The 20,702-nt window shown below is 68.0% G+C and carries 21 protein-coding genes and 1 pseudogene; 6 read left to right on the top strand and 16 right to left on the bottom strand.

The window, feature by feature from the left end; translation table 11 throughout:
- Positions 1–25: 25 nt before the first annotated feature.
- Positions 26–1,156 carry a dimethylsulfone monooxygenase SfnG gene (gene sfnG / locus AC1MEY_RS17115; protein ID WP_480226648.1) on the bottom strand — a complete coding sequence of 377 codons (1,131 nt, stop codon included), beginning with the start codon at positions 1,154–1,156 and terminating at the stop codon, positions 26–28.
- Positions 1,157–1,333: 177 nt separating this feature from the next.
- Here sfnG and AC1MEY_RS17120 point away from each other — a divergent pair, with 177 nt between their 5' ends.
- Positions 1,334–2,182 carry an LLM class F420-dependent oxidoreductase gene (locus tag AC1MEY_RS17120; RefSeq protein WP_480226649.1) on the top strand — a complete coding sequence of 283 codons (849 nt, stop codon included), beginning with the start codon at positions 1,334–1,336 and terminating at the stop codon, positions 2,180–2,182.
- An 84-nt stretch (positions 2,183–2,266) separates the two neighbouring features.
- Here AC1MEY_RS17120 and AC1MEY_RS17125 read toward each other — a convergent pair whose 3' ends face one another.
- From AC1MEY_RS17125 to sucC, 3 genes are all read right to left on the bottom strand, one after another.
- Complete coding sequence (locus AC1MEY_RS17125) at positions 2,267–3,796, bottom strand: acetyl-CoA acetyltransferase (protein WP_480226650.1); 1,530 nt, start codon at positions 3,794–3,796, stop codon at positions 2,267–2,269.
- 145 nt (positions 3,797–3,941) lie between these two features.
- Positions 3,942–4,844 (bottom strand): succinate--CoA ligase subunit alpha, encoded by a 903-nt coding sequence (gene sucD / locus AC1MEY_RS17130; RefSeq protein WP_480226651.1) that lies wholly within the window; start codon positions 4,842–4,844, stop codon positions 3,942–3,944.
- A gap of 15 nt (positions 4,845–4,859) precedes the next feature.
- Positions 4,860–6,023: an ADP-forming succinate--CoA ligase subunit beta gene (gene sucC / locus AC1MEY_RS17135; protein WP_480226652.1), complete on the bottom strand. Its 1,164-nt coding sequence runs from the start codon at positions 6,021–6,023 to the stop codon at positions 4,860–4,862.
- Between the two features lie 244 nt (positions 6,024–6,267).
- Here sucC and AC1MEY_RS17140 point away from each other — a divergent pair, with 244 nt between their 5' ends.
- Entirely contained in the window at positions 6,268–7,347 is a 1,080-nt protein-coding gene (locus AC1MEY_RS17140) for a M23 family metallopeptidase (protein ID WP_480226653.1), read from the top strand.
- Positions 7,348–7,351: 4 nt separating this feature from the next.
- A complete protein-coding gene (locus AC1MEY_RS17145) occupies positions 7,352–7,972 on the top strand; it encodes a hypothetical protein (protein ID WP_480226654.1) in 621 nt (206 codons plus the stop codon).
- 1 nt (position 7,973) lies between these two features.
- Here AC1MEY_RS17145 and pcrA read toward each other — a convergent pair whose 3' ends face one another.
- On the bottom strand, positions 7,974–10,292 hold the full coding sequence (gene pcrA / locus AC1MEY_RS17150; RefSeq protein WP_480226655.1) for a DNA helicase PcrA: 2,319 nt from the start codon (positions 10,290–10,292) through the stop codon (positions 7,974–7,976).
- 292 nt (positions 10,293–10,584) lie between these two features.
- Between pcrA and AC1MEY_RS17155 the strand changes: the two genes are divergently transcribed.
- Complete coding sequence (locus tag AC1MEY_RS17155) at positions 10,585–10,854, top strand: chorismate mutase (RefSeq protein ID WP_480226656.1); 270 nt, start codon at positions 10,585–10,587, stop codon at positions 10,852–10,854.
- 4 nt (positions 10,855–10,858) lie between these two features.
- Here AC1MEY_RS17155 and modA read toward each other — a convergent pair whose 3' ends face one another.
- From modA to AC1MEY_RS17180, 5 genes are all read right to left on the bottom strand, one after another.
- The gene (gene modA, locus AC1MEY_RS17160; RefSeq protein ID WP_480226657.1) at positions 10,859–11,611 is read right to left on the bottom strand and encodes a molybdate ABC transporter substrate-binding protein; all 753 of its coding nucleotides are present in this window, start codon (positions 11,609–11,611) and stop codon (positions 10,859–10,861) included.
- Positions 11,608–12,018, bottom strand: a complete 411-nt coding sequence (locus tag AC1MEY_RS17165; protein WP_480226658.1) for a TOBE domain-containing protein — start codon at positions 12,016–12,018, stop codon at positions 11,608–11,610. The genes modA and AC1MEY_RS17165 overlap by 4 nt, the downstream gene beginning before the upstream one ends.
- A gap of 79 nt (positions 12,019–12,097) precedes the next feature.
- Entirely contained in the window at positions 12,098–13,057 is a 960-nt protein-coding gene (locus tag AC1MEY_RS17170; RefSeq protein ID WP_480226659.1) for a glycosyltransferase family 2 protein, read from the bottom strand.
- 8 nt (positions 13,058–13,065) lie between these two features.
- A complete protein-coding gene (locus AC1MEY_RS17175; RefSeq protein WP_480231531.1) occupies positions 13,066–13,716 on the bottom strand; it encodes a methyltransferase domain-containing protein in 651 nt (216 codons plus the stop codon).
- Positions 13,717–13,925: 209 nt separating this feature from the next.
- Positions 13,926–15,374 carry an NAD-dependent succinate-semialdehyde dehydrogenase gene (locus tag AC1MEY_RS17180; RefSeq protein WP_480226660.1) on the bottom strand — a complete coding sequence of 483 codons (1,449 nt, stop codon included), beginning with the start codon at positions 15,372–15,374 and terminating at the stop codon, positions 13,926–13,928.
- Between the two features lie 49 nt (positions 15,375–15,423).
- On the opposite strand from AC1MEY_RS17180, the gene pgi reads away from it, so the two are divergent.
- The gene (pgi, locus tag AC1MEY_RS17185) at positions 15,424–17,091 is read left to right on the top strand and encodes a glucose-6-phosphate isomerase (protein ID WP_480226661.1); all 1,668 of its coding nucleotides are present in this window, start codon (positions 15,424–15,426) and stop codon (positions 17,089–17,091) included.
- 25 nt (positions 17,092–17,116) lie between these two features.
- Here pgi and AC1MEY_RS17190 read toward each other — a convergent pair whose 3' ends face one another.
- The 3 genes from AC1MEY_RS17190 to AC1MEY_RS17200 form a co-directional block, all read right to left on the bottom strand.
- Positions 17,117–17,650 (bottom strand): hypothetical protein, encoded by a 534-nt coding sequence (locus tag AC1MEY_RS17190; RefSeq protein WP_480226662.1) that lies wholly within the window; start codon positions 17,648–17,650, stop codon positions 17,117–17,119.
- The gene (locus tag AC1MEY_RS17195) at positions 17,643–17,927 is read right to left on the bottom strand and encodes a helix-turn-helix transcriptional regulator (RefSeq protein WP_480226663.1); all 285 of its coding nucleotides are present in this window, start codon (positions 17,925–17,927) and stop codon (positions 17,643–17,645) included. Before AC1MEY_RS17195 ends, AC1MEY_RS17190 begins: the two co-directional genes overlap by 8 nt.
- Before the next feature lie 115 nt (positions 17,928–18,042).
- On the bottom strand, positions 18,043–18,792 hold the full coding sequence (locus AC1MEY_RS17200; RefSeq protein WP_480226664.1) for an SDR family oxidoreductase: 750 nt from the start codon (positions 18,790–18,792) through the stop codon (positions 18,043–18,045).
- Positions 18,793–18,885: 93 nt separating this feature from the next.
- On the opposite strand from AC1MEY_RS17200, the gene AC1MEY_RS17205 reads away from it, so the two are divergent.
- Positions 18,886–19,443, top strand: a complete 558-nt coding sequence (locus tag AC1MEY_RS17205; protein ID WP_480226665.1) for a chorismate mutase — start codon at positions 18,886–18,888, stop codon at positions 19,441–19,443.
- Here AC1MEY_RS17205 and AC1MEY_RS17210 read toward each other — a convergent pair.
- From AC1MEY_RS17210 to AC1MEY_RS17220, 3 genes and pseudogenes are all read right to left on the bottom strand, one after another.
- Positions 19,436–19,903, bottom strand: a complete 468-nt coding sequence (locus tag AC1MEY_RS17210; RefSeq protein WP_480231532.1) for a zinc finger domain-containing protein — start codon at positions 19,901–19,903, stop codon at positions 19,436–19,438. The two genes, AC1MEY_RS17205 and AC1MEY_RS17210, sit on opposite strands and share 8 nt — an antisense overlap.
- 159 nt (positions 19,904–20,062) lie before the next feature.
- A pseudogene (locus AC1MEY_RS17215) lies at positions 20,063–20,299 on the bottom strand (DNA-formamidopyrimidine glycosylase family protein); the annotation flags it as partial.
- Between the two features lie 18 nt (positions 20,300–20,317).
- Positions 20,318–20,698, bottom strand: a complete 381-nt coding sequence (locus AC1MEY_RS17220; RefSeq protein ID WP_480226666.1) for a phage holin family protein — start codon at positions 20,696–20,698, stop codon at positions 20,318–20,320.
- Positions 20,699–20,702 lie beyond the last annotated feature (4 nt).

Consider the following 20,702-nt stretch of genomic DNA (forward strand, 5'->3'; position numbering starts at 1 on the left):
GACGGGCGCGAGCAAACGATTGTGATCAGGCGGAGACGAGCACCGGCTCATTGCGCGAATCATCCTCGGCCGCCTCGATTTCACGCACCAGCGGGAGCACGTTCGCGCCGAAGTACTCGATCTCCTCCTGGAAGTGGAGGAAGCCGCCCAGGATCAGGTCGACGCCGCGCTTGCGGTAGGCGGAGATGCGCTCGGCGATCTGTTCGGGCGTGCCGATCAGCTGGGTGCGGAAACCGTCGTTGTACTGGACGAGGTCCTCGAACGACGAGTCGGCCCACATGCCCTTCTTGTCGCCGGTCGCGCTGCCTGCCTGCTGGACGGCGCCGCGGAAGCCCTCGACCGCCGGCTTGTTGGCCTTCTCGATGATCTCCCGCAGGGTGTCGCGGGCTTCCTTCTCGGTGTCGCGGGCGATGATGAAGCCGTTGAGGCCCACCTTGACCTCGCGTCCCGCCTCACGGGCGTGGTCGCGCACGTCGACGACCTGCTCGGTGATGCCGTCGAAGTCCTTGCCGTTGGAGAAGTACCAGTCGGAATAGAGCCCGCCGTTGCGGCGGGCAGCGGTGGAGTTGCCGCCCTGGAAGATCTCGGGGTTGGGGCGCTCCGCCGTGTTGAGCGGCTTGGGCTTGAGGGTGAAGTCGTGGATGCGGTAGAAGTCGCCACGGAAGTCGACGTCGTCCTCGGTCCAGATCTTGCGCAGCACCTGGAGGAACTCGGCGCTGCGGCGGTAGCGCTCGTCGTGTTCGAGCCACGGCTCGCCCAGGTGGGTGAATTCGTCCTTGAACCAGCCGGAGACCACGTTGACGGCGAAGCGACCGCCGGACAGATGGTCGGCGGTGGCGCCGAGCTTGGCGAGCACGGCCGGCTGCCACAGTCCGGGGTGGACGGCGGCGATCACCTTGAGCCGTTCGGTGGCCAGCAGCAGGGCTAGCGAGAAGCTGGTGGATTCGTGCTGGAACTCGGCGCCGTAGCTGGCCTCGTAGCGAACCTGGGACAGGGCGTACTCGAAGCCGTTGTTCTCCGCGGTCTGCGCGAGCTTCTTGTTGTACTCGTAGTTCCAGTCGGTGCGCTGCTCGATGTCGCTGGTCACCAGGCCGCCGCTGACGTTGGGCACCCAGTAGGCGAACTTGACGTGGTCGGCGATGCGTTCGGTGGTCATGACTGCAATGTCAGCAACCCCGGGCGTCCGGGTCACGGGTAAGGATCTGACGGATCGTAATGGTCGGGGCGAAAGCGGCGTGCGTGGACGGTTCGTGTTCAACTTCCGCCGGGCTCGCGCGCGCTCACCTGCGCACCACCTTGCGCAGACGGACTGAAACACGTTCTAATTCTCGCCATGGACTACGGGCTCGTTCTCTTCACCAGTGACCGCGGCATCGCGCCGGCACCTGCCGCCAAGCTCGCCGACGATCACGGCTTCACCACCTTCTACGTGCCCGAGCACACCCATATCCCGATCAAGCGCGAGGCCGCACACCCGACGACGGGTGACGAGACGCTGCCCGACGACCGCTACACGCGAACCCTCGACCCCTGGGTGTCGCTGGGCGCCGCATCCGCGGTGACCTCCCGGGTGCGGCTGTCGACGGCGGTGGCGCTGCCGGTCGAGCACGACTGCATCACCCTGGCCAAGTCGATCGCGACGCTCGATCACCTTTCGGGCGGCCGGGTCAGCCTCGGCGTGGGCTTCGGCTGGAACACCGACGAACTCGCCGACCACAACGTGCCGCCGGGCCGGCGTCGCACCATGCTGCGCGAGTACCTCGAGGCGATGCGCGCGCTGTGGACGCAGGAGGAGGCGGAGTACCACGGCGAGTTCGTGGACTTCGGCCCGTCGTGGGCGTTCCCGAAGCCGGTGCAGGCGCACGTGCCCGTGCTGGTGGGCGCGGCCGGCACCGAGAAGAACTTCAAGTGGATCGCCAGGTCGGCCGACGGCTGGATCACCACGCCGCGCGACTTCGACATCGACGCGCCGGTGAAGCTGCTGCAGGACACCTGGGCCGCGGCGGGACGCGACGGCGCGCCGCAGATCGTCGCGCTCGACTTCAAGCCCGACCCCGACAAGCTGGCCCGCTGGGCGGACCTCGGCGTCACCGAGGTGCTGTTCGGCCTGCCCGACAAGTCGGAGTCCGACGTCGCCGCCTACGTGGAGCGCCTGGCGGGCAAGCTCGCCGCCCTCGTCTAGCGCGTTCCCGTTCTTCGGCGAGCGTGCGTGTCTGCGGCCGACACGCCGGAGTGAGACCCGACATTGCGCACGCTCGCGGCACGCTCAGGCCAGCGTCGCCGTGTTCGTCGTGCCGTCGTTGGTCACCGCGACGGCCGCACCCAGCGGGTCGCCGTCGGTCATCAGTGTCAGCAGGTCCGCGTCGGTGGTGAGCGCCATGAACCGGCTGTCGTCCGCGTCGAGCCTGCCGATGATGACGCCGGTGGTCTCGGGCCAGTCGTAACGCACCGAATAGGTCTCGACGGTCCCCCGCCCCTCGGCGTTGCGGGTCACCGCGACGGTGGGCAGCGCGGCGATGTCGGCCTGTAGCTCGCGACTGCGATCGGGTGCCCACTCGGCCGGCTCGGTGGAGTACACGCCCACCGAGTACTTGCTCATCACGCCGCCGTTGGCACCGACGAGGCCGTAGGCGCCCGGCTCGTCGCGCATCCTGGCGACGGTCTCGGCGATGCCGTGCAACGAGTAGCTGTTGCCGGGTCCGCCGAAGTACGGCAGCCCGCCGGTGAGCGTCAGGTCACGCGGGTCGTCCGCCGCCAGGCCGAACTCGTCGCACACCGCGAACACCGGGAACGGGAAGCAGCTGTACAGGTCGAAGGTCGCCACGTCGTCGATGCCGATCCCCGCCACCCGCAGCGCCTCGGCCACGGCCTGCCGCGCGGACACGCTGACGTGCAGCTCGGTACGGTCGAGCAGGTCCTGCTCGGTCTGGCTGGCGTGCCCGCGGAGGTACACCCACTTGCCTTCCGGCACCCCGAGCCGACGGGCGGCCGCCACCGACATGACGAGCGCCGCGGCGCCCTGGTTCACGGTGTCACGGGCCACCAGCAGCCGCGGGTAGGGATCGCAGATCATCCGGTTCTCGTCGGTGACGGTGACGATCTCGTCGACCGTCCGTTCCACGGGCGACGACGAGTACGGGTTCTTGGCCGCCACCCTCGAGAAGGGGGCGAACAGCTCGGCCATCTCGCGGCGGTAGTCGGCGACGCCGAGGCCGAGGTGCGCGCGTCGGGCGTTGTCGAGCAGTCCGTACTGGACGGGCGCGCCGGTCAGTCCGTGGCCCGCGGTGTACTCGCTCATGTACTGCTCGAAGCCGTAGCCGCGGTCCTCGAGCTGCCCGCCGACACGCTCGGTGAAGTCCGGCTTCTGATCCCGAGTGGAGAAGTACTTCGCCGTCGACCCCGGCTCGGAGCCGAGCACGAGCGCGGCCTCGATCTCGCCGGCGGCGATCGCCGCCGCGAACTCGGTGACCACCTTCTGCGACCCGTTGCCGCCGATGGGCTCGAGTATCGCGCGCACCGGGTCGGCGCCGATCCGCTGCGCCACCGAGCGCACGTAGTTGTCCGATGCCCCGAGCGGCGGGTCGGCGAACGGCGTGCAGATCTCGAACTGCCGCAGACCGACGAACACCTCTATCGCCCGCGCGACCGCAGCCACGTCGGCGCCGGTGTCGGCGAGTGCGGCGCGGGCGGCCTCGGTGGCGAGGTCGACGGCCGACATGCCGCGGTAGTCCGGGTCGTCGATGCGTTCGGTGAACTGGCCGACGCCGACGAGCACGGGGGTACGCGGATCGACCATGACAAACCTCCAGGCAAGTGTTAGTTCGTCAGGCTAACGGAAAACTGGAACGTGTTCCAATCCGCCGCCCGATCAACGCGAAACTGCGGCCAGATCGCGGAACCCGGAGGATTCGCGATCTGACCGCAGTCTCGGCGTGCTGTGTCTACAGGCTCTCGAAGATCTCCCGGGCCTTGCGCGCGGTCTCGGACGGCGTCTTGCCGACCTTGACGCCCGCGGCCTCGAGGGCCTCCTGCTTGCCCGCGGCCGTACCCGCGCCGTCGGAGACGATGGCGCCGGCGTGGCCCATCGTCTTGCCCTCGGGGGCGGTGAAGCCCGCGACGTAGCCGACGACCGGCTTGGTGACGTTGGCCTTGATGTAGTCGGCGGCCTTCTCCTCGGCGTCGCCGCCGATCTCGCCGATCATCACGATGACCTTGGTCTCGGGGTCCTTCTCGAACGCCGCGATCGCGTCGATGTGGGTGGTACCGATGACCGGGTCGCCGCCGATGCCGATGGCCGTGGAGAAGCCGAGGTCACGCAGCTCGTACATCATCTGGTAGGTCAGGGTCCCCGACTTCGACACCAGGCCGATCGGTCCCTTGCCGGTGATGTTGTTGGGCGTGATGCCGACCAGCGACTCGCCGGGGGTGATGATGCCGGGGCAGTTGGGCCCGATGATCCGGGTCTTCTCGCCCTTCTCGACGTTGTAGGCCCACGCGTAGGCGCTGTCCTGCACCGGGATGCCCTCGGTGATGACGACCAGCAGCGGGATCTCGGCGTCGATGGCCTCGATGATGGCGTCCTTGGAGAACGCGGGCGGGACGAAGGCGATCGACACGTCGGCGCCGGTCTCCTTCATGGCCTCGGCGACACTGCCGAACACCGGCAGTTCGACGTCGTTGCCGTCCTTGTCCTTGTGCGAGACCGAGGTGCCGGCCTTGCGGGCGTTGACGCCGCCGACGACCTGCGTGCCGGCCTTGAGCATCAGCGCGGTGTGCTTGGTGCCCTCGCCGCCGGTGATGCCCTGGACGATGACCTTGCTGTCCTTGTTCAGGAAGATGGACATGTTCGTGTATCCCCTTTACTTGTTGGCCAGCTCGGCGGCCTTGTCGGCACCAGCGTCCATGGTCTCGGCCTGGATGACCAGGGGGTGGTTGGCCTCGTCGAGGATGCGGCGGCCCTCTTCGACGTTGTTGCCGTCGAGGCGGACGATCAGCGGCTTGTTGGCGCTGTCACCGAGCTTCTTCAGCGCGCCGACGATGCCGTTGGCCACCGCGTCGCAGGCGGTGATGCCGCCGAACACGTTGACGAACACGCTCTTGACCTGCTCGTCGCCCAGGATGACGTCGAGGCCGTTGGCCATCACCTCGGCCGAGGCGCCGCCACCGATGTCGAGGAAGTTGGCGGGCTTGACGCCGCCGTGCTTCTCACCGGCGTAGGCGACCACGTCGAGGGTCGACATGACCAGACCCGCGCCGTTGCCGATGATGCCGACCTCGCCGTCGAGCTTGACGTAGTTGAGGTCGTTCTCCTTGGCCTTCAGCTCCAGCGGATCCGTGGCGTCCTTGTCCTCGAACTCCTCGTGGCCGGGCTGACGGAAGTCGGCGTTGGCGTCGAGCGTGACCTTGCCGTCGAGGGCCAGGATCTGGTCGTCGGGGGTGCGCACCAGCGGGTTGACCTCCACCAGGGTGGCGTCCTCGCCGATGAAGACGTCCCACAGCTTCGCGATGGTGACGGCGGCGGCGTCGAGCACCTCGGCGGGAAGGTGGCCCTGCTCGGCGATGGAGCGCGCGGTGGCCTCGTCGACGCCCTTGACGGCATCGATCGGCACCCTCGCGAGACGCTCGGGCTTGGTGGCCGCGACCTCTTCGATCTCCATGCCGCCCTCGACGGAGCACATGGCGAGATAGGTGCGATTCGACCGGTCGAGCAGGAAGGAGATGTAGTACTCCTCCGCGATGTCGCTCGCCTCGGCGACCAGGAGCTTCTTGACGACGTGCCCCTTGATGTCGAGGCCGAGGATGTTTTGGGCGTGCGTGAAGGCGTCCTCCGGCGTGGCGGCGTACTTCACGCCACCGGCCTTGCCGCGTCCACCGACCTTCACCTGCGCCTTGACCATGACGGGCTTGCCGATCTCTTCGGCGATCGCCTTGGCGTCCTCGGCGGTGTCCGTCACACGGCCCGGCGTGGTCGGTACGTTGTGCTTGGCGAACAGTTCTTTCGCCTGGTATTCGAAGAGATCCATGGGCTCACTGTCTGTCTGCGTTGACGTTTGCGTTGTTTTATCGGTTCGGCCAGATTTGGCGCTGGTCTCAATTCCAGGGAAACTTTATCCACACCGCCCGAAGGCACCGGCACCGCCTACCAGTCATGTGGCACATCTCACCGGGGCCCCGAAGTGATACGGATCACAATCTTGATTGGAATCAACCTTCGGGTTGCCACCAACATTGGAATTTGGTTAACGTGCCTGGGGCCTCGATAACGGAATGGTTACGGAACGAAGGACAAAACGGTTGGTAGAGCACAGTTCGTCCAGAGCCTCACGCAGGGTCTCGACGGCCGCTTTTGACGCCACCGTCACCGACATCATCCCCTTCAACGAGTTCGGCGACCTGTCCGAACCGGACGGCGAGTTGACGTTCAACAACTCCTCGGCGTTCGACCGCGAGGCACGCGTCATCCACGCTCCCGAGCTGGACGACCTCCACGACACCGACGACCTGGTCCCGCTGCGACTGCTGGTCCCCGCGCAGTTCCAGGCCAGCACCCGCGCGTCGCACGCCTACCGCGACAGCGACATCGACACCAGTGACGGCATGGCGAAGACCGACGTCATCGACATGACGGCGTCGCGCCGCGGTCTGCACCGCAAGCTCGACGCCGGCCACGTCAAGGGCCGTCTCGTCGCCGCCGCCATGGCCGCAGGCGCCACCGCCGCCGCCGCCTACTCGGTCGCCAACTCCACCCAGCCCCCCGCCGCGGAGACCATGCTCGCCGCCGGACAGGGCGCCTTCGTCGACGGCGGCAGCATCACCGGCTCCGTCGACGGCATGCAGATCGTCACCGTCGCCCCCGCCGCGAGCGCATCCGTGCACAGCCAGGAACTCGCCAACGGCGCGGCCTACGCCCAGGAGCGCGCCGAGCGCGAGGCGCGCCTGGTGCGCCCGATGTTCGTCATGCCCACCAAGGGCGTGTGGACGTCCGGCTTCGGCTACCGCTGGGGTGTCCTGCACGCCGGCATCGACATCGCGAACTCGATCGGAACCCCGATCCAGGCCGCGTCGGACGGCGTCGTCATCGACGTCGGCCCCACCGCGGGCTACGGCGCCTGGGTCAAGCTCCGTCACTCCGACGGCACCGTGACGCTCTACGGCCACATCAACACGTGGCTCGTCAGCGAGGGTCAGCGCGTGATGGCCGGCGACCAGATCGCCACCATGGGCAACCGCGGCAACTCGACCGGCCCGCACCTGCACTTCGAGGTCCTCAGCAACGGTCAGAACCGGATCGATCCGGTGCCGTGGCTCGCCCAGCGTGGCCTGAGTCCTGGCGGTTACGTAGGCTGACCGGGTGGCTGATCGGACGTCCTCAGAGGGACCACCGTCAGATCGCACCCGCATCATCCGTCGACAGCCGGACGCGTTCCCCGTCGACTCCGCTCCGCAGACGAGCATCATCCGGCGCAGCCCCACGGGCCCGTTCCCGGTAGCCCCCTCGGCGCCACCCACCGAGACCCACACCACGTTCATCCAACCTCCGGACGAGCCGCCGACCACCTACGTGCCGCGGCCCACCCCGGAGGTGGTCGCACCGCTCCGCCGCCCCCGGCCCGATCCCAAGGCCGCGTCGGCCACCGCCACCGTCGCGATACTCAGCGGGTGGGCCACCGCGGTGATCGCCACGTCGCTGATCACCAACTGGTGGAAGACCGATGAATTGTTCTGCGTCGCAGTCGGATTCCTCACCGCGGTCTCGGCGGCGGCGACCATCGGCGGCCTCATCGCACTGCTGCTGCGGCGGCGCATCGGGAGGCTGCTGATCGGCGTCGGCGCGATCGTGGCGCTGATGATCTTCGCGGGTCTGTTCGTCGCGGGCGCCGCGTTGCCCGCCATCGTCTACGCCATCCCGGTGCTGCCCGTCGCCACCATGGTGCTCGCGGCACTGCCCGCGACCGGCCGATGGTGCCGCTGAGTCAGAGCTTCTGCACCGGCGCGTGGTTGTGCATCAACTTCACGCGTCCGGCGCTGCCGAAGTCGATGAGCGACATCGCCGACTCGCCGACGCCCGAGACCTCCTCGACCCGGCCCAGCCCGTACTTGTCGTGCGTGACGCGGTCCCCCGGTTCGAGCACCACCAGCGGCTTGCTGCGGGCACCGGCGCGGGACGGCGACGGCCGCCGCGACTCGGGCGGCCCGAACCGGCCGGCACCGCTGACAGGCGCACCGAACGTCGACGGTGGCGCCTCCACGCGGCGCCAGTCGATGAGTTCCTGCGGGATCTCGCGCAGGAAGCGCGACTCGGGGTTCAGCATCGGCTGCCCCCACGACGACCGCACCTTGGCGCGGCTGAGGTAGAGGCGCTGCCGGGCCCGGGTGATCCCGACGTACGCCAGGCGCCGTTCCTCGGACAGTTCCATCGGGTCGCCGAGGGCACGCATGTGGGGGAACATGCCGTCCTCCCAGCCGGTGACGAAGACGACGGGGAACTCCAGCCCCTTCGCCGTGTGCAGCGTCATCATCGTGACCACGCCCGAGCCGTGCTCGGGGATTCCGTCGGCGTCGGCGACCAGCGACACCCGCTCGAGGAACTGGGCGAGGATGCCGGTGTCGGGAACGTCCTCGTCGACCGGGATGCCCTCCTCGTCGCGCAGCGCGGCGGCGTTGGCCATGTCGATGCTGAATTCGTGTGCGACGCTGACGAGTTCGTTGAGGTTGTCGAGACGGGCCAGGTCCTGCGGGTCGCTCGAGGCCTCCAGCTCGCGGCGGTATCCGGTGCGGTCGAGGACGGCCTCGACGAGGTCGCCCAGCTCGTCACCGAGCTTGCCGCGCAGCTCGTCGAGCAGCTCGACGAACGCGGCGATCATCTTCTCCGAGCGGGTGTTCAGCATCGGAACCTTGCCCTCGGCGGCCGCCTGCAGCGCGTCGCCGAAGCCGGCACCGGTGTTCTCGGCGTACACCGCGACGCACGCCTCGGCACGGTCGCCGATGCCGCGTCGCGGGGTGTTGAGGATGCGCCGCAGACTGACCGCGTCGCCCGGGTTGTCGAGGACGCGGAGGTAGGCGACGATGTCGCGAATCTCCTTGCGCTCGTAGAACCGAACGCCGCCGACCACCTTGTAGGGGATGCCGGCGCGGATGAAGACCTCTTCGATGGCGCGCGAGGAGTTGTTGGTCCGGTAGAACACGGCGACGTCGTTGTAGGAGATCTCGCCGCGGTCGGCCAGCGAGTCGATCTCCCCTGCCACGAACCGGGCCTCGTCGTGCTCGTTGTCGGCGACGTAACCGACGATCAGCTCGCCCTCGCCGGAGTCCGTCCACAGGCGCTTCTCGCGCCGGCCCGAGTTGCGGGAGATGACGGCGTTGGCCGCCGAGAGGATGTTCTGCGTGGACCGATAGTTCTGTTCGAGCAGGATGGTGGTCGCGGTCGGGTAGTCCCGCTCGAAGTCCTCGATGTTGCGGATCGTCGCGCCGCGGAAGGCGTAGATCGACTGGTCGGCGTCGCCGACGACGCACAGCTCCGCGGGCGGCACCTCGGTGTCGGTGAGGTCGTGCCCGACGAGTTCGCGCACCAGCATGTACTGGGCGTGGTTGGTGTCTTGGTACTCGTCGACCAGGATGTGCCGGAACCGCCTGCGGTAGTACTGCGCGATCTGCGGGAACGCCTGCAGGACGGCGACGGTCTCGCCGATCAGGTCGTCGAAGTCGAGCGCGTTGGCCGCCCGCAGCCGCTTCTGGTACTCGGAGAACACCTCGGCGACGATGCGGGTGAGTTCGTCGCTGGCGTCGTTCAGTTCGGCCGACGCGGCGTCCGGGTCGATCAGCTCGTTCTTCAGGTTCGAGATGTTGTTGGCCAGTAGCCGCGACGAGTACTTCTTGGTGTCGAGGCCCATGTCCTTCGAGATCATCGTCAGCAGTCGGCGTGAGTCGTCGCTGTCGTAGATCGAGAAGTTGGAGTTGAGCCCCGGCAGCAGCGACGCCTGGTTGCGCAGGATCCGCACGCAGGTGGAGTGGAAGGTCGACACCCACATCGACCGGGCCCGCGGACCGATCAGCCCGGCGACGCGCTCGCGCATCTCGGCGGCCGCCTTGTTGGTGAACGTGATGGCGAGGACCTGGCCCACGCCGACGTCGCGGGCGGCGAGCAGGTAGGCGATGCGACGCGTGAGCACCGCCGTCTTGCCCGACCCTGCGCCGGCCACGATCAGCAGCGGCGTGCCCTCGTGGAGCACGGCCTGACGCTGCTGCGGGTTGAGCCCGGCGAGCAGCTGATCTGTTTCGGTGGCGATCGACATAGCGTCTCCGAACTTACCGCTGTACGGGGACACCGTGACGCAGTCGCGGCACGAGACCGTCGCAGCCGCCCCAACGGGTCTTTGCGCGACCCGACCCGAGGTGGCACACTCGATCCGTGCTCGTAGTGCAGGGACGATTTTTTTACGGATACCGGCCGCCGGTGTCCGTGGTCTAGCTGCTTTCCCAGAGCCCCGCGGTCCGCTTCCGGATCCGGGGCTCTTCTTCTCTCGTGAGGCCCGAAACCGGATGAGACCACAATCCACCCGAGACGACGATTCGGAGCCACAACCCATGAGTATCGACACCGAGCAGACACCCGACATCGACATCGACGAACTGCGCCTGGAGATCGACCGGCTCGACGCCGAGATCCTCACCGCGGTCGCGCGTCGCGCGGAAGTGTCCAAGCTGATCGGCAAGGCCAGGATGGCGTCCGGCGGCACGCGGCTGGTGCACAGCCGCGAGATGAAGGTCATCGAGCGCTACAGCGTGCTCGGACCCGAGGGCAAGGACCTGGCGATGCTGCTGCTGCGCCTGGGCCGCGGCCGCCTCGGCCACTGACGACCTAGGGCGCGCCGAATCCGGCGTCGCCGAGCACCTTCCGACCTGCGGCGCCGGTCACGTAGTCGACGAACGCGCCTCCGAGGTCACCGTTCGCGGCGTCCTTCAGCGAGGCGATCGGATAGGTGTTGACCGCACCCGCCGCCTCGGGGAACGGCACGCCGTCGACCGTGCCGCCGGAGCCGGAGACGTCCGTGACGTAGACCAGGCCGGCGTCGGCCTGCCCGGTCGTGACCTTGTTGAGGACGTCGGTGACGGCCGACTCCTCGCTGACCGGTGCCAGCTGGACGCCCGCGGCCTGCTCGACCTTCTCCGTGGCCGATCCGCACGGCACCTGCGGCGCGCAGGTGACGACGGTGAGGCCCGGCCGGGTGAGGTCGCGCAGCGACGTGACGCCCTTCGGGTTGCCGGGTGCGACGGCGATCGTCAGGACGTTGGTGGCGAAGTCGACGGGATCGCCGGCGAGGAGCCCCGCCTGCCCGGCCTTGTCCATGTTCTTGACGTCGGCCGACGCGAACACGTCGGCGTCGGCCCCCTGCGTCAGCTGGGTGACGAGGTCGGACGAGCCCGCGAACGAGAACTCCACGGTGACACCGGGATTGTCCGTCTCGAACTGATCGCCGATCCGGGTGAACGACTGCTGTAGCGAGGCGGCGGCGAACACGACCAGGCTTTTCGACGCGGTGGTCGAGCCGTCCGCGCCGCATCCGCTCAGCAGCGTCGCGGCCGCGGCGGCGAGGGCCAGTGCCCGTTTCACGACGTCCCCGCCGGGGTCTCGACGATCACGGTGGTGGCCTTGACGACCGCCACGGCGACGCTCCCGGGCTCCAGGCTCAACTCCCGGACGGCGTCGGTGCTCATCAGCGAGACGACCGTGAACGGGCCGCACTGCATCTCGACCTGGGCCATGACCTTGTCGGTGGTCACCTTCGTGACCAGGCCGGCGAACCTGTTGCGCGCCGAGCTGCCGACCCCCACCGGATCCTGCGGCACCCGCCCCGCGTTGGAGCGGACGAACTCCGCGAGCCGGGCGCCGTCGACCACCTTGCGGCCGGAGTCGTCGTTGGTGGTGGACAGATGACCGTCGTCGATCCAGCGCCGGACGGTGTCGTCGCTGACGCCGAGGAGTTCGGCGGCGTCGCGGATCCGTAGTCGAGGGGGCACGGACGGACTCTAGCTCGTGCCCGCAGAATCGGAGATGAAGCGCGGTTCGATCCGCAGGTGCGGAGAAGGGCGGAGAGCCTCAGCTTCCGGCCAGCTCGGAGGCACCCGTTTGAGCGCCCGTCGCGGCGAGAGTGCGGCGGGCACGGGAGAATTCTCGGAGGGGTGCAGTCGCCGACGCGCGCAGTCGTGCCCAGCGTTGCGGACCGAGCACCACTCCTTCGACAACGGTTCGAAGCCAGATCGGCACCCACCAGAGCATGTTCACGACGCGTATCCGCGTAGGTGCGCGGGGATCGACGACCATCGACGTGATCACACGCAACTGATCGAGCCAGTCGCGCCCCAGCGCCTTGTTGCGTACCGATTCCGTCGCCGTCGTGTGGTTGCGTGCCGAGCACTCCCTGGGGACGAAGCAGACGGTCCCGCGCACCATGAGGCGCAGCCAGAGATCGAGATCCAACAGCTGGAAGATGTCGTCACGGAAGCCTCCGGCATCGCGCGCCGCATCGCTGCGGAACATCACGCAGGTGGGCTCCCCCACCCAGTTGTGGTGCGTGCCCCGCACGGCAACCTGCATGGCCAATCGATGGCCGTCGTTGCGCTCGGCCAGCCCTGTGAAACGGGTGTGCAACTGGCCGTAGCGCTTCGCGAAGTGCGCGTCTTCGGTGACGATTCGACGCGGCGCGAACACCATCGTCCCGTCGGAACTCTCGAGTGATCGGGTCAGCGTGACGAGCGCTCCGGGCAGCAACCAGTCATCGGCATGGACGAACTGGATGTACTTACCCTTCGCCAGCGCCAGGCATCTGTTGTGGTTGCCCACCAGGCCGAGCCGACGATCGTTGCGCACCAGACGGTCCCCTGGCCTCAGCCGCGCGGAGACGACGTCCGCGCAACCGTCGGAGGAATCGTCGTCCACCACGACGATCTCGAAGTCGACGCCCTGCTGCGAGAGGACGCTGTCGAGACTGCGCGCGACGGTGGCCGCGTTGTTGTAGGTCGGGATGCAGACCGAGACGAGCGGCGACGTGTGTCCCATTGCGGCCGCTACGCGGCTGCCGTTGCCACGCAGGCGTACTGCATGTGGAAGCCGTCCGCAAAGTACCCCAGGCTGACGATGCTGGCGATGAGACCGATCGGCTTGACCCGGGTGTTGATGCCCTTCATGCGGCGTATGTCGTAGCCGGCGTCCTCGAACATCCGGACGATGCTTCTTCGCGTGAAGAAACGCAGGTGCGTTCGGTCGAAGATCCCGGCGTCCTCTGCGGGGAAGTCCCGACGGACCAGTATCTGCCTGAGGGCGGGGAAGTAGCGGATGTTGGGTATCGAGGCGACGACGACTCCGCCGGGACGAAGCGTGCGCCGGAGCTTCGTCAGGGTCACGCCGGGATTGACCAGATGTTCGAGCACGTCGTTGCAGACGATGACGTCGAAGTGGTTGTCCGGCAACGTAGCCGACTGCTCGTCGACGTCTCCGGTGAGAACGCGGTCGATGACTGCGGAGGCCCGCTCGGCAGCTTGCGCATTGAACTCGATGCCCCACACTTCGGCGCCGGCACGCGCTTTGACCGCTGCGCCGAAGGTGCCCTCAGCGCAACCGATCTCCAGGACACGATCGGCGACCGGAGGAACGAACTTCATCATTTCCGGTCGGGGCGCTCGAAAGTAGATCGATTCCCCGTTGCGCTTCCGCCACATCTTCACTCCCCGAACATCGACGACGCGGAGAGCCTATCCCGTTGGTTATCTCCTGACAGGGCAGGACAAATCAATACCGATCCCCCGAAATGTTCGGCGAACTACCGGGTCGACGCCGCCCGTGCCGCCACTCCGGGCCCGCCTCCGCAAACAGGCACTCCGGATACATCGATCTTGAAACACCGCAAACCAAGCGATGTTTCACGCCCCTAGTTCGTCAGCGCGATGTACTTCGTGTCGAGGTACTCCTCGATGCCCTCGGTGCCACCCTCACGTCCGAAGCCGGACTCCTTGATGCCGCCGAACGGCGCCGCGGCGTCGGAGATCACGCCCCGGTTCACCCCGACCATGCCCGACTCGATCGACTCGGCCACCCGCAGCGCCCGGTCGAGGGACTGCGTGTAGATGTAGGCGGCGAGGCCGTACTCGGTGTCGTTGGCGGCGGCGATGCCCTCTTCCTCGGTGTCGAAGCCGGTGATCGGCGCGACCGGGCCGAACACCTCCTCCTTGAGGATCCGTGCGTCGGCGGGGACGTCGGCGAGCACGGTGGCCGGGTAGAAGTTGCCCGGTCCCTCGGGCGCCACGCCACCGACGGCGACCTCGGCCCCGCGCGACACCGCATCGGAGACCAACTCGGTGACCTTGTTCAGCTGCTTGGCGTTGATGAGCGGCCCCAGCGTCGACGACGCGTCGAGCCCGTTGCCGAGGGTGAACTCGCTCATCCGCTTGACCAGCTTCTCGGTGAACTCGGCGCGCACCGAGTTGGCCACGTGGAAGCGGTTGGCGGCCGTGCAGGCCTCACCGCCGTTGCGCATCTTGGCCAGGATCGCGCCGTCCACGGCGGCGTCCACGTCGGCGTCGTCGAACACGATGAACGGCGCGTTGCCGCCTAACTCCATCGAGGTGCGCAGCAGCTTGTCGGCCGACTGCTTCACCAGGCCCTTGCCGACGCCGGTCGAGCCGGTGAAGGTGAGCTTGCGCAGCCGGCCGTCGTCGATCAGCGCGCTCGTCACGCCGCCCGGATCACTGGTCGGCAGCACCGACAGCACACCCTTGGGCAAACCGGCCTCGTCCATCAGCTTCGCCAGGTAGAGCATCGTCAGCGGCGTCTCCTGCGCGGGCTTGACGATCATCGTGCAGCCCGCCGCGAACGCGGGGCCCATCTTGCGAGTGCCCATGGCCAGCGGGAAGTTCCACGGGGTGATCGCGTAACACGGTCCGACCGCCTGCTTGGTCACGATGATCCGCCCGGTGCCCGCGGGGCTCGGGGTGTAGCGGCCGCCGATGCGGACGGCCTCCTCGGCGAACCAGCGGAAGAACTCCGCGCCGTAGGTGACCTCGCCCTTGCTCTCGGCGACCACCTTGCCCATCTCCAGGGTCATCAGCGCCGCGATGTCGTCGGCCTGCGCGGTGATCGCCTCGAACACCGAACGCAGGATCTCACCGCGCTTGCGTGCGGCGGTTCCGGCCCAATCGGCCTGTACCGCCGACGCCGCGTCGAGGGCCGCGATGGCGTCCTCGGGGGTCGCGTCGGCGACGCTGATCAGGGACTCGTCCGACGACGGGTCGAGCACGTCGAAGGTCGACTTTCCCTGCCGTTCCTCACCACCGATCCACAGTCCGGTGGGAACTGACTTCAGAAGCGCGCTGGTGTCCATACATCCATCATTTACACCTTCCTTCGGGCGCCCGCATTAGGGTTGGGATATGGCTTCCCCGACGGACCAGAATCCCGACATCTCGACGACACCGGCGTGGAACGCGTTGGTCCGACATCACGAAACGATCGGCACCAAGCACCTGCGCGAGTTCTTCGATCAGGACCCCGCCCGCGGACGCGAACTCGCCATGACCGTCGGCGACCTCTACGTCGACTACAGCAAGCACCGCGTCACCCGCGAGACCCTGGAACTGCTCGTCGACCTCGCCCGCACCGCCGGGCTGGAGGCCAAGCGCGACGCGATGTTCGCCGGCGAACACATCAACACCTCTGAGGACCGGGCGGTGCTGCATACCGCGCTGCGACTGCCGCGCGACGCATCGCTCGAAGTCGACGGTCAGGACGTCAACGCGGACGTGCACGAGGTGCTCGACGCGATGGGCGACTTCACCGATCGCCTCCGCACCGGAGACTGGACCGGGGCGAGCGGTCAGCGCATCACGACCGTCGTCAACATCGGCATCGGCGGGTCGGACCTCGGCCCGGTGATGGTCTACCAAGCCCTGCGGCACTACGCCGACGCCGGCATCTCGGCGCGCTTCGTCTCCAACGTCGACCCCGCCGACCTGGTCGCGAAGCTCGACGGGCTCGATCCCGCGACGACGCTGTTCATCGTGGCGTCCAAGACCTTCACCACGCTCGAGACACTGACCAACGCGACAGCCGCCCGACGCTGGCTCACCGAGTCGCTCGGCGACGCCGCCGTGTCGAAGCACTTCGTCGCGGTCTCGACCAACGAGAAGCTGGTCGACGAGTTCGGCATCGACACCACCAACATGTTCGGCTTCTGGGACTGGGTGGGCGGCCGGTACTCGGTGGACTCCGCGATCGGGCTGTCGGTGATGGCGGTGATCGGCAAGGAGCGATTCGCGGAGTTCCTTGCGGGCTTCCACCTGATCGACGAGCACTTCCGCACGACCCCACTGGAGTCGAATGCGCCTGTGCTGCTTGGCCTCATCGGCCTCTGGTACAACGAGTTCTTCGGCGCCCAGTCCCGCGTGGTGCTGCCGTACTCCAACGACATGTCGCGCTTCGCCGCGTACCTGCAGCAGCTCACCATGGAGAGCAACGGCAAGTCGGTGCGCGCCGACGGCTCCCCCGTCACCACCGAGACCGGCGAGATCTACTGGGGCGAGCCGGGAACCAACGGCCAGCACGCGTTCTACCAGCTGCTGCACCAGGGCACCCGCCTGATCCCGGCCGACTTCATCGGCTTCTCCGAGCCCACCGACGATCTGCCCACCGCCGACGGTACGGGCAGCATGCACGACCTGCTGATGAGCAACTTCTTCGCCCAGACGCAGGTGCTGGCGTTCGGCAAGACCGCCGAGGAGATCGCCGCCGAGGGCACCGCGGCGGACGTCGTCCCGCACAAGGTGATGCCCGGAAACCGGCCCAGCACATCGATTCTCGCGACGACGCTGACGCCGTCGGTGGTGGGTCAGCTGATTGCGCTGTACGAGCATCAGGTGTTCACCGAGGGCGTCATCTGGGGCATCGACTCGTTCGACCAGTGGGGCGTGGAACTCGGCAAGACCCAGGCCAAGGCTCTGCTGCCGGTGCTCACCGGAGACGAGTCACCGGCCGAGCAGACCGACAGCTCGACCGATGCCCTCGTCCGGCACTACCGGGCGGAGCGAGGTCGATCGGCCTGAGTCGAGCGGAGCGAGGTCGTAGCGCCTAGTCCTCGGGGTCGGGATCGGACCTCGTCCACCCGAGGATCATCGCGGGCAGGCAGCCGCCGATGAGGAGCATGGTCAGCGCCAGCAGCCCGCCGGCGTAGGCCAGGTTCTCGTCGGTGCCGCCGGTGACCGTCGACCCGACGATCAGGTAGCCGATCGGCAGGAGCATCAGGTACTGGGTGGCGGTGAGGCCGATCGATCGGGCGCTATTGCGTTGCGCCACCTCGAATTCGTCGAGTGCGGCCTCCGGTGCGTCGCCTCGCCTGCCGGACACGATCTGCAGTGCGATCCAGATCGGGAAGAACAGGACGCAGGCGGGCAGCCACAGCAGCGGCGCCCACTGCAGCCCCGCGGCGGTGAGAACGCCGACGAGCAGCATGACCGCGAACGTCGCGGCGAGCCCGACCACGAGGATGCGGCGCCGGCTCTGGGACCGCCATCCCGGTAGCGAATTGGCATGTGTCCGTTCGCTCTTGAGGAATCGTCGGGTGCGGTAGTCCTGGTACCGGTCGAGGATGCTCTGGTCAGTCATGCTCGTCTCCCTTCGCGCGTCGTTCGTAGAGTTCGGCCGACAGCGGCGTGAACGCGGTCCGCGAGAACACGGCCTCCACCGGGAGGTCGAAGACGTCGCAGATGCGGAACGCCAGATCGAGGCTCGGGTAGTGGTCGCCGCGCTCGAGCGCGCCCACGGTCTGCGGGTTCACCGAGATCAGCGCCGCGAGGTCCGCCCGCGTCATCCCACGCTCGGCGCGCAGGACGCCGATGCGGTTGTGAATGGGAAGGTCTTCCCCACGCCGCACCGGACTCATGCAATCAATTGTTAGGAAAACCCAACGGCGTTGTCAAGGCCTCGACGCGATCTGTGGAGTATTTCCGGCGCGCACCGCCGGAAATACTCCACAAATCGCGAGGGGAAGAAGTGGGTCAGGCGAAGCGATTGGTGAAGCGGGGCGGAAGCACCTTCATCAGCTCGACGAGCGGCCACCACGGCCACCCGGGGACGACGGCGCGGCCCTTCTCCTTCTCGATCGCGTCGACCATGGCCTTCACGCCGGTCTCGTTGTCCACCATCAGCAGCGTCGAATTGGACTTGGCGGTCATCTCGGACTCGATGTAGCCCGGCTCCAACACGGTGATCTTGATCGGGCCGGACGGGTACTCGGCGCGCAGCGACTCGCCCAGCGACGTAACGCCCGCCTTGCTCGCGGCGTACGCGGCCTTGATGCCCGGGACGCCGACGTTGCCCAGCACCGACGACACCAGGACGAGGTGGCCGCGACCGGCGGCCTTGAAGATCTCCATCGCCGTCTCGATCTGCACGAGCGCGCTGACCAGGTTGGTCTCGATGGTCGCCTTGTTGGCCCAGAGCTTCCCGCCGCCGAGCGGATAGCCCTTGCCGATCCCGGCGTTGACGATCACGCAGTCGATGCCGCCGAGTTCGTCGGACAGCTCACGGAACACCACGGGAACGCGCTCGTGGTCGTTGACGTCGAGGGCGGCGACGGCGACCGTGATCGTCGGGTGCTTCGCCGTGAGTTCGGCCTTCAGTTCCTCGAGGTTCTCGGCTCGGCGGGCGCACAGGGCGAGGTCGCGGCCCTTCGCGGCGAACTGGCGGGCCATGCCCGCACCCAGGCCCGAGCTGGCACCGGTGATGAGGATCTTCTGGCGAGTCATGCGAGCAGGATAGCCGGACTCGACAGCCGTCAACTGACTGGTCGGTGGGGCGGACATCGACGCGCGGGGCACCCATCGGTCAGTATCGATGGCATGAGGCGCCTCGCTGCGGTGATCCTGACGGTTGCGATCCTCGGCGTGCCGGTCCCGGCCCACGCCGACGAGTCCGAGCCCCTGCACGGGTTGGTCGACGCCGCCGCGCAGCGCCTGCTGACCGCCGACCCGGTGGCCGCGTTCAAGTGGGTCGACGGCGGGCCCATCGAGGACCCGGTCCGCGTGGCCCAGGTGCTCGACGCCGTCGGCACCGACGCCCGCGACAGGGGGCTGGACCCGGCGTTCGTGCGACGGGCGTTCGAGGACCAGATCCACGCCACCGAGGGCGTCGAGTACACCCGGTTCGGCCAGTGGAAGTTCGAACCCGCCACCGCTCCGACCGCGGCGCCGGACCTGTCCGACTCGCGCGCCGCCATCGACGGGTACAACCGCACGATGGTCGCCGAGATGGCGGCCGGGCGGGACGTCCTGGCCGGGCCGTCGTGTGCGGGGGAACTCGCGGACACCCGCGCGGCGGTGGTCGCCGACCGCCGCCTCGATCCGCTCTACGCACGGGCGCTCGAGGTTGCGACGGCGTCGTACTGCCCTGCTACTTGAGCAGTTTCGACATCCGCCTGTCGGCCAGCACCCGGCCACCGGTCTGACACGTCGCGCAGTACTGGAACGACTTGTCGGCGAAGGACACCTCGCGCACGATGTCGCCGCAGACCGGGCACGGCAGGCCGGTGCGGGCGTGCACGCGCATCCCGGAGCGCTTCTCCCCCTTGAGCGTGGCGGCCTGCTGACCGACCGAACGGGTCACCGCGTCGGTGAGCACGGTGCTCATCGCGGTGTGCAGCGCGTCGAGTTGCGCCTCGGTGAGCTTGTTGGCGCTCGCGAACGGCGAGAGTCGCGCGACGTGCAGGATCTCGTCGCTGTAGGCGTTGCCGATCCCCGCGATGACCTTCTGATCGGTGATCACGGTCTTGATCCGGCCGGAGTTGCCCTTCAGCGCCGCGGCCAGACCGTCGAGGTCGAGGGTGAGCGCATCGGGTCCGAGGACGGCGATGCCCGGCACCTTCGCCGGATCGTCGACCAGCCACACGGCCAGCCGCTTCTGCGTGCCCGCCTCGGTGAGGTCGAATCCGGGTGCCTCGCCTGGTGTTCCGAGGTGCACCCGCAGCGCGATCGGCCCCTTGCCGGGCTTGAGCGGGACGCCCGACAGCTTGTCCGACCAGCGCAGCCAGCCGGCCCGCGACAGGTGGGTGATCAGGTGCAGGTCGCCGACCTCCAGGCCAAGGTACTTCGCCCACCGGTTGGCGCCCGTGACCTCGCGGCCGTGCAGCGCCGCGAGCGGCGGGTCGAACGTCTTGAGCACCGACAGCGCCGCCACGTCGACCCTCCCCACGGGCAGGCCGACCGCATGACGCCGCAGGTGATCGGCGAGCGCCTCTACCTCGGGTAGTTCGGGCATGTCATCCAGTGTGCCGCACTAGCGGCCGGTGATGAGGGAGAGCGGCCAACTCACGATCGACAACACGATGGCCGCCCAGATGGACGTCCACCAGAAGTCGTCGATGTAGAGCCCCCAGTGCGTGGTGTGCTCGGTGATCGACGACGTGATCCAGAGCATGGCCGCGTTGATCACGACGTGGATCATGCCGAGCGTGACGACGTAGAGCGGGATCGACAGCAGCTGGACGATCGGCTTGATGATGGCGTTAACCAGGCCGAAGATCACCGCCACCACGACGACGATCGCGACCCGCTGCACGGTGTCGTCGCCGCCGACGAAGGCGATCCCGTCGACCAGCTGCGTCACGATCCACAGCGCGACACCGGTGGTCGCGGCCCGGAGCAGGAACTGACCCATGGCC

This window comes from Mycobacterium sp. PTI7, from assembly GCF_056679845.1.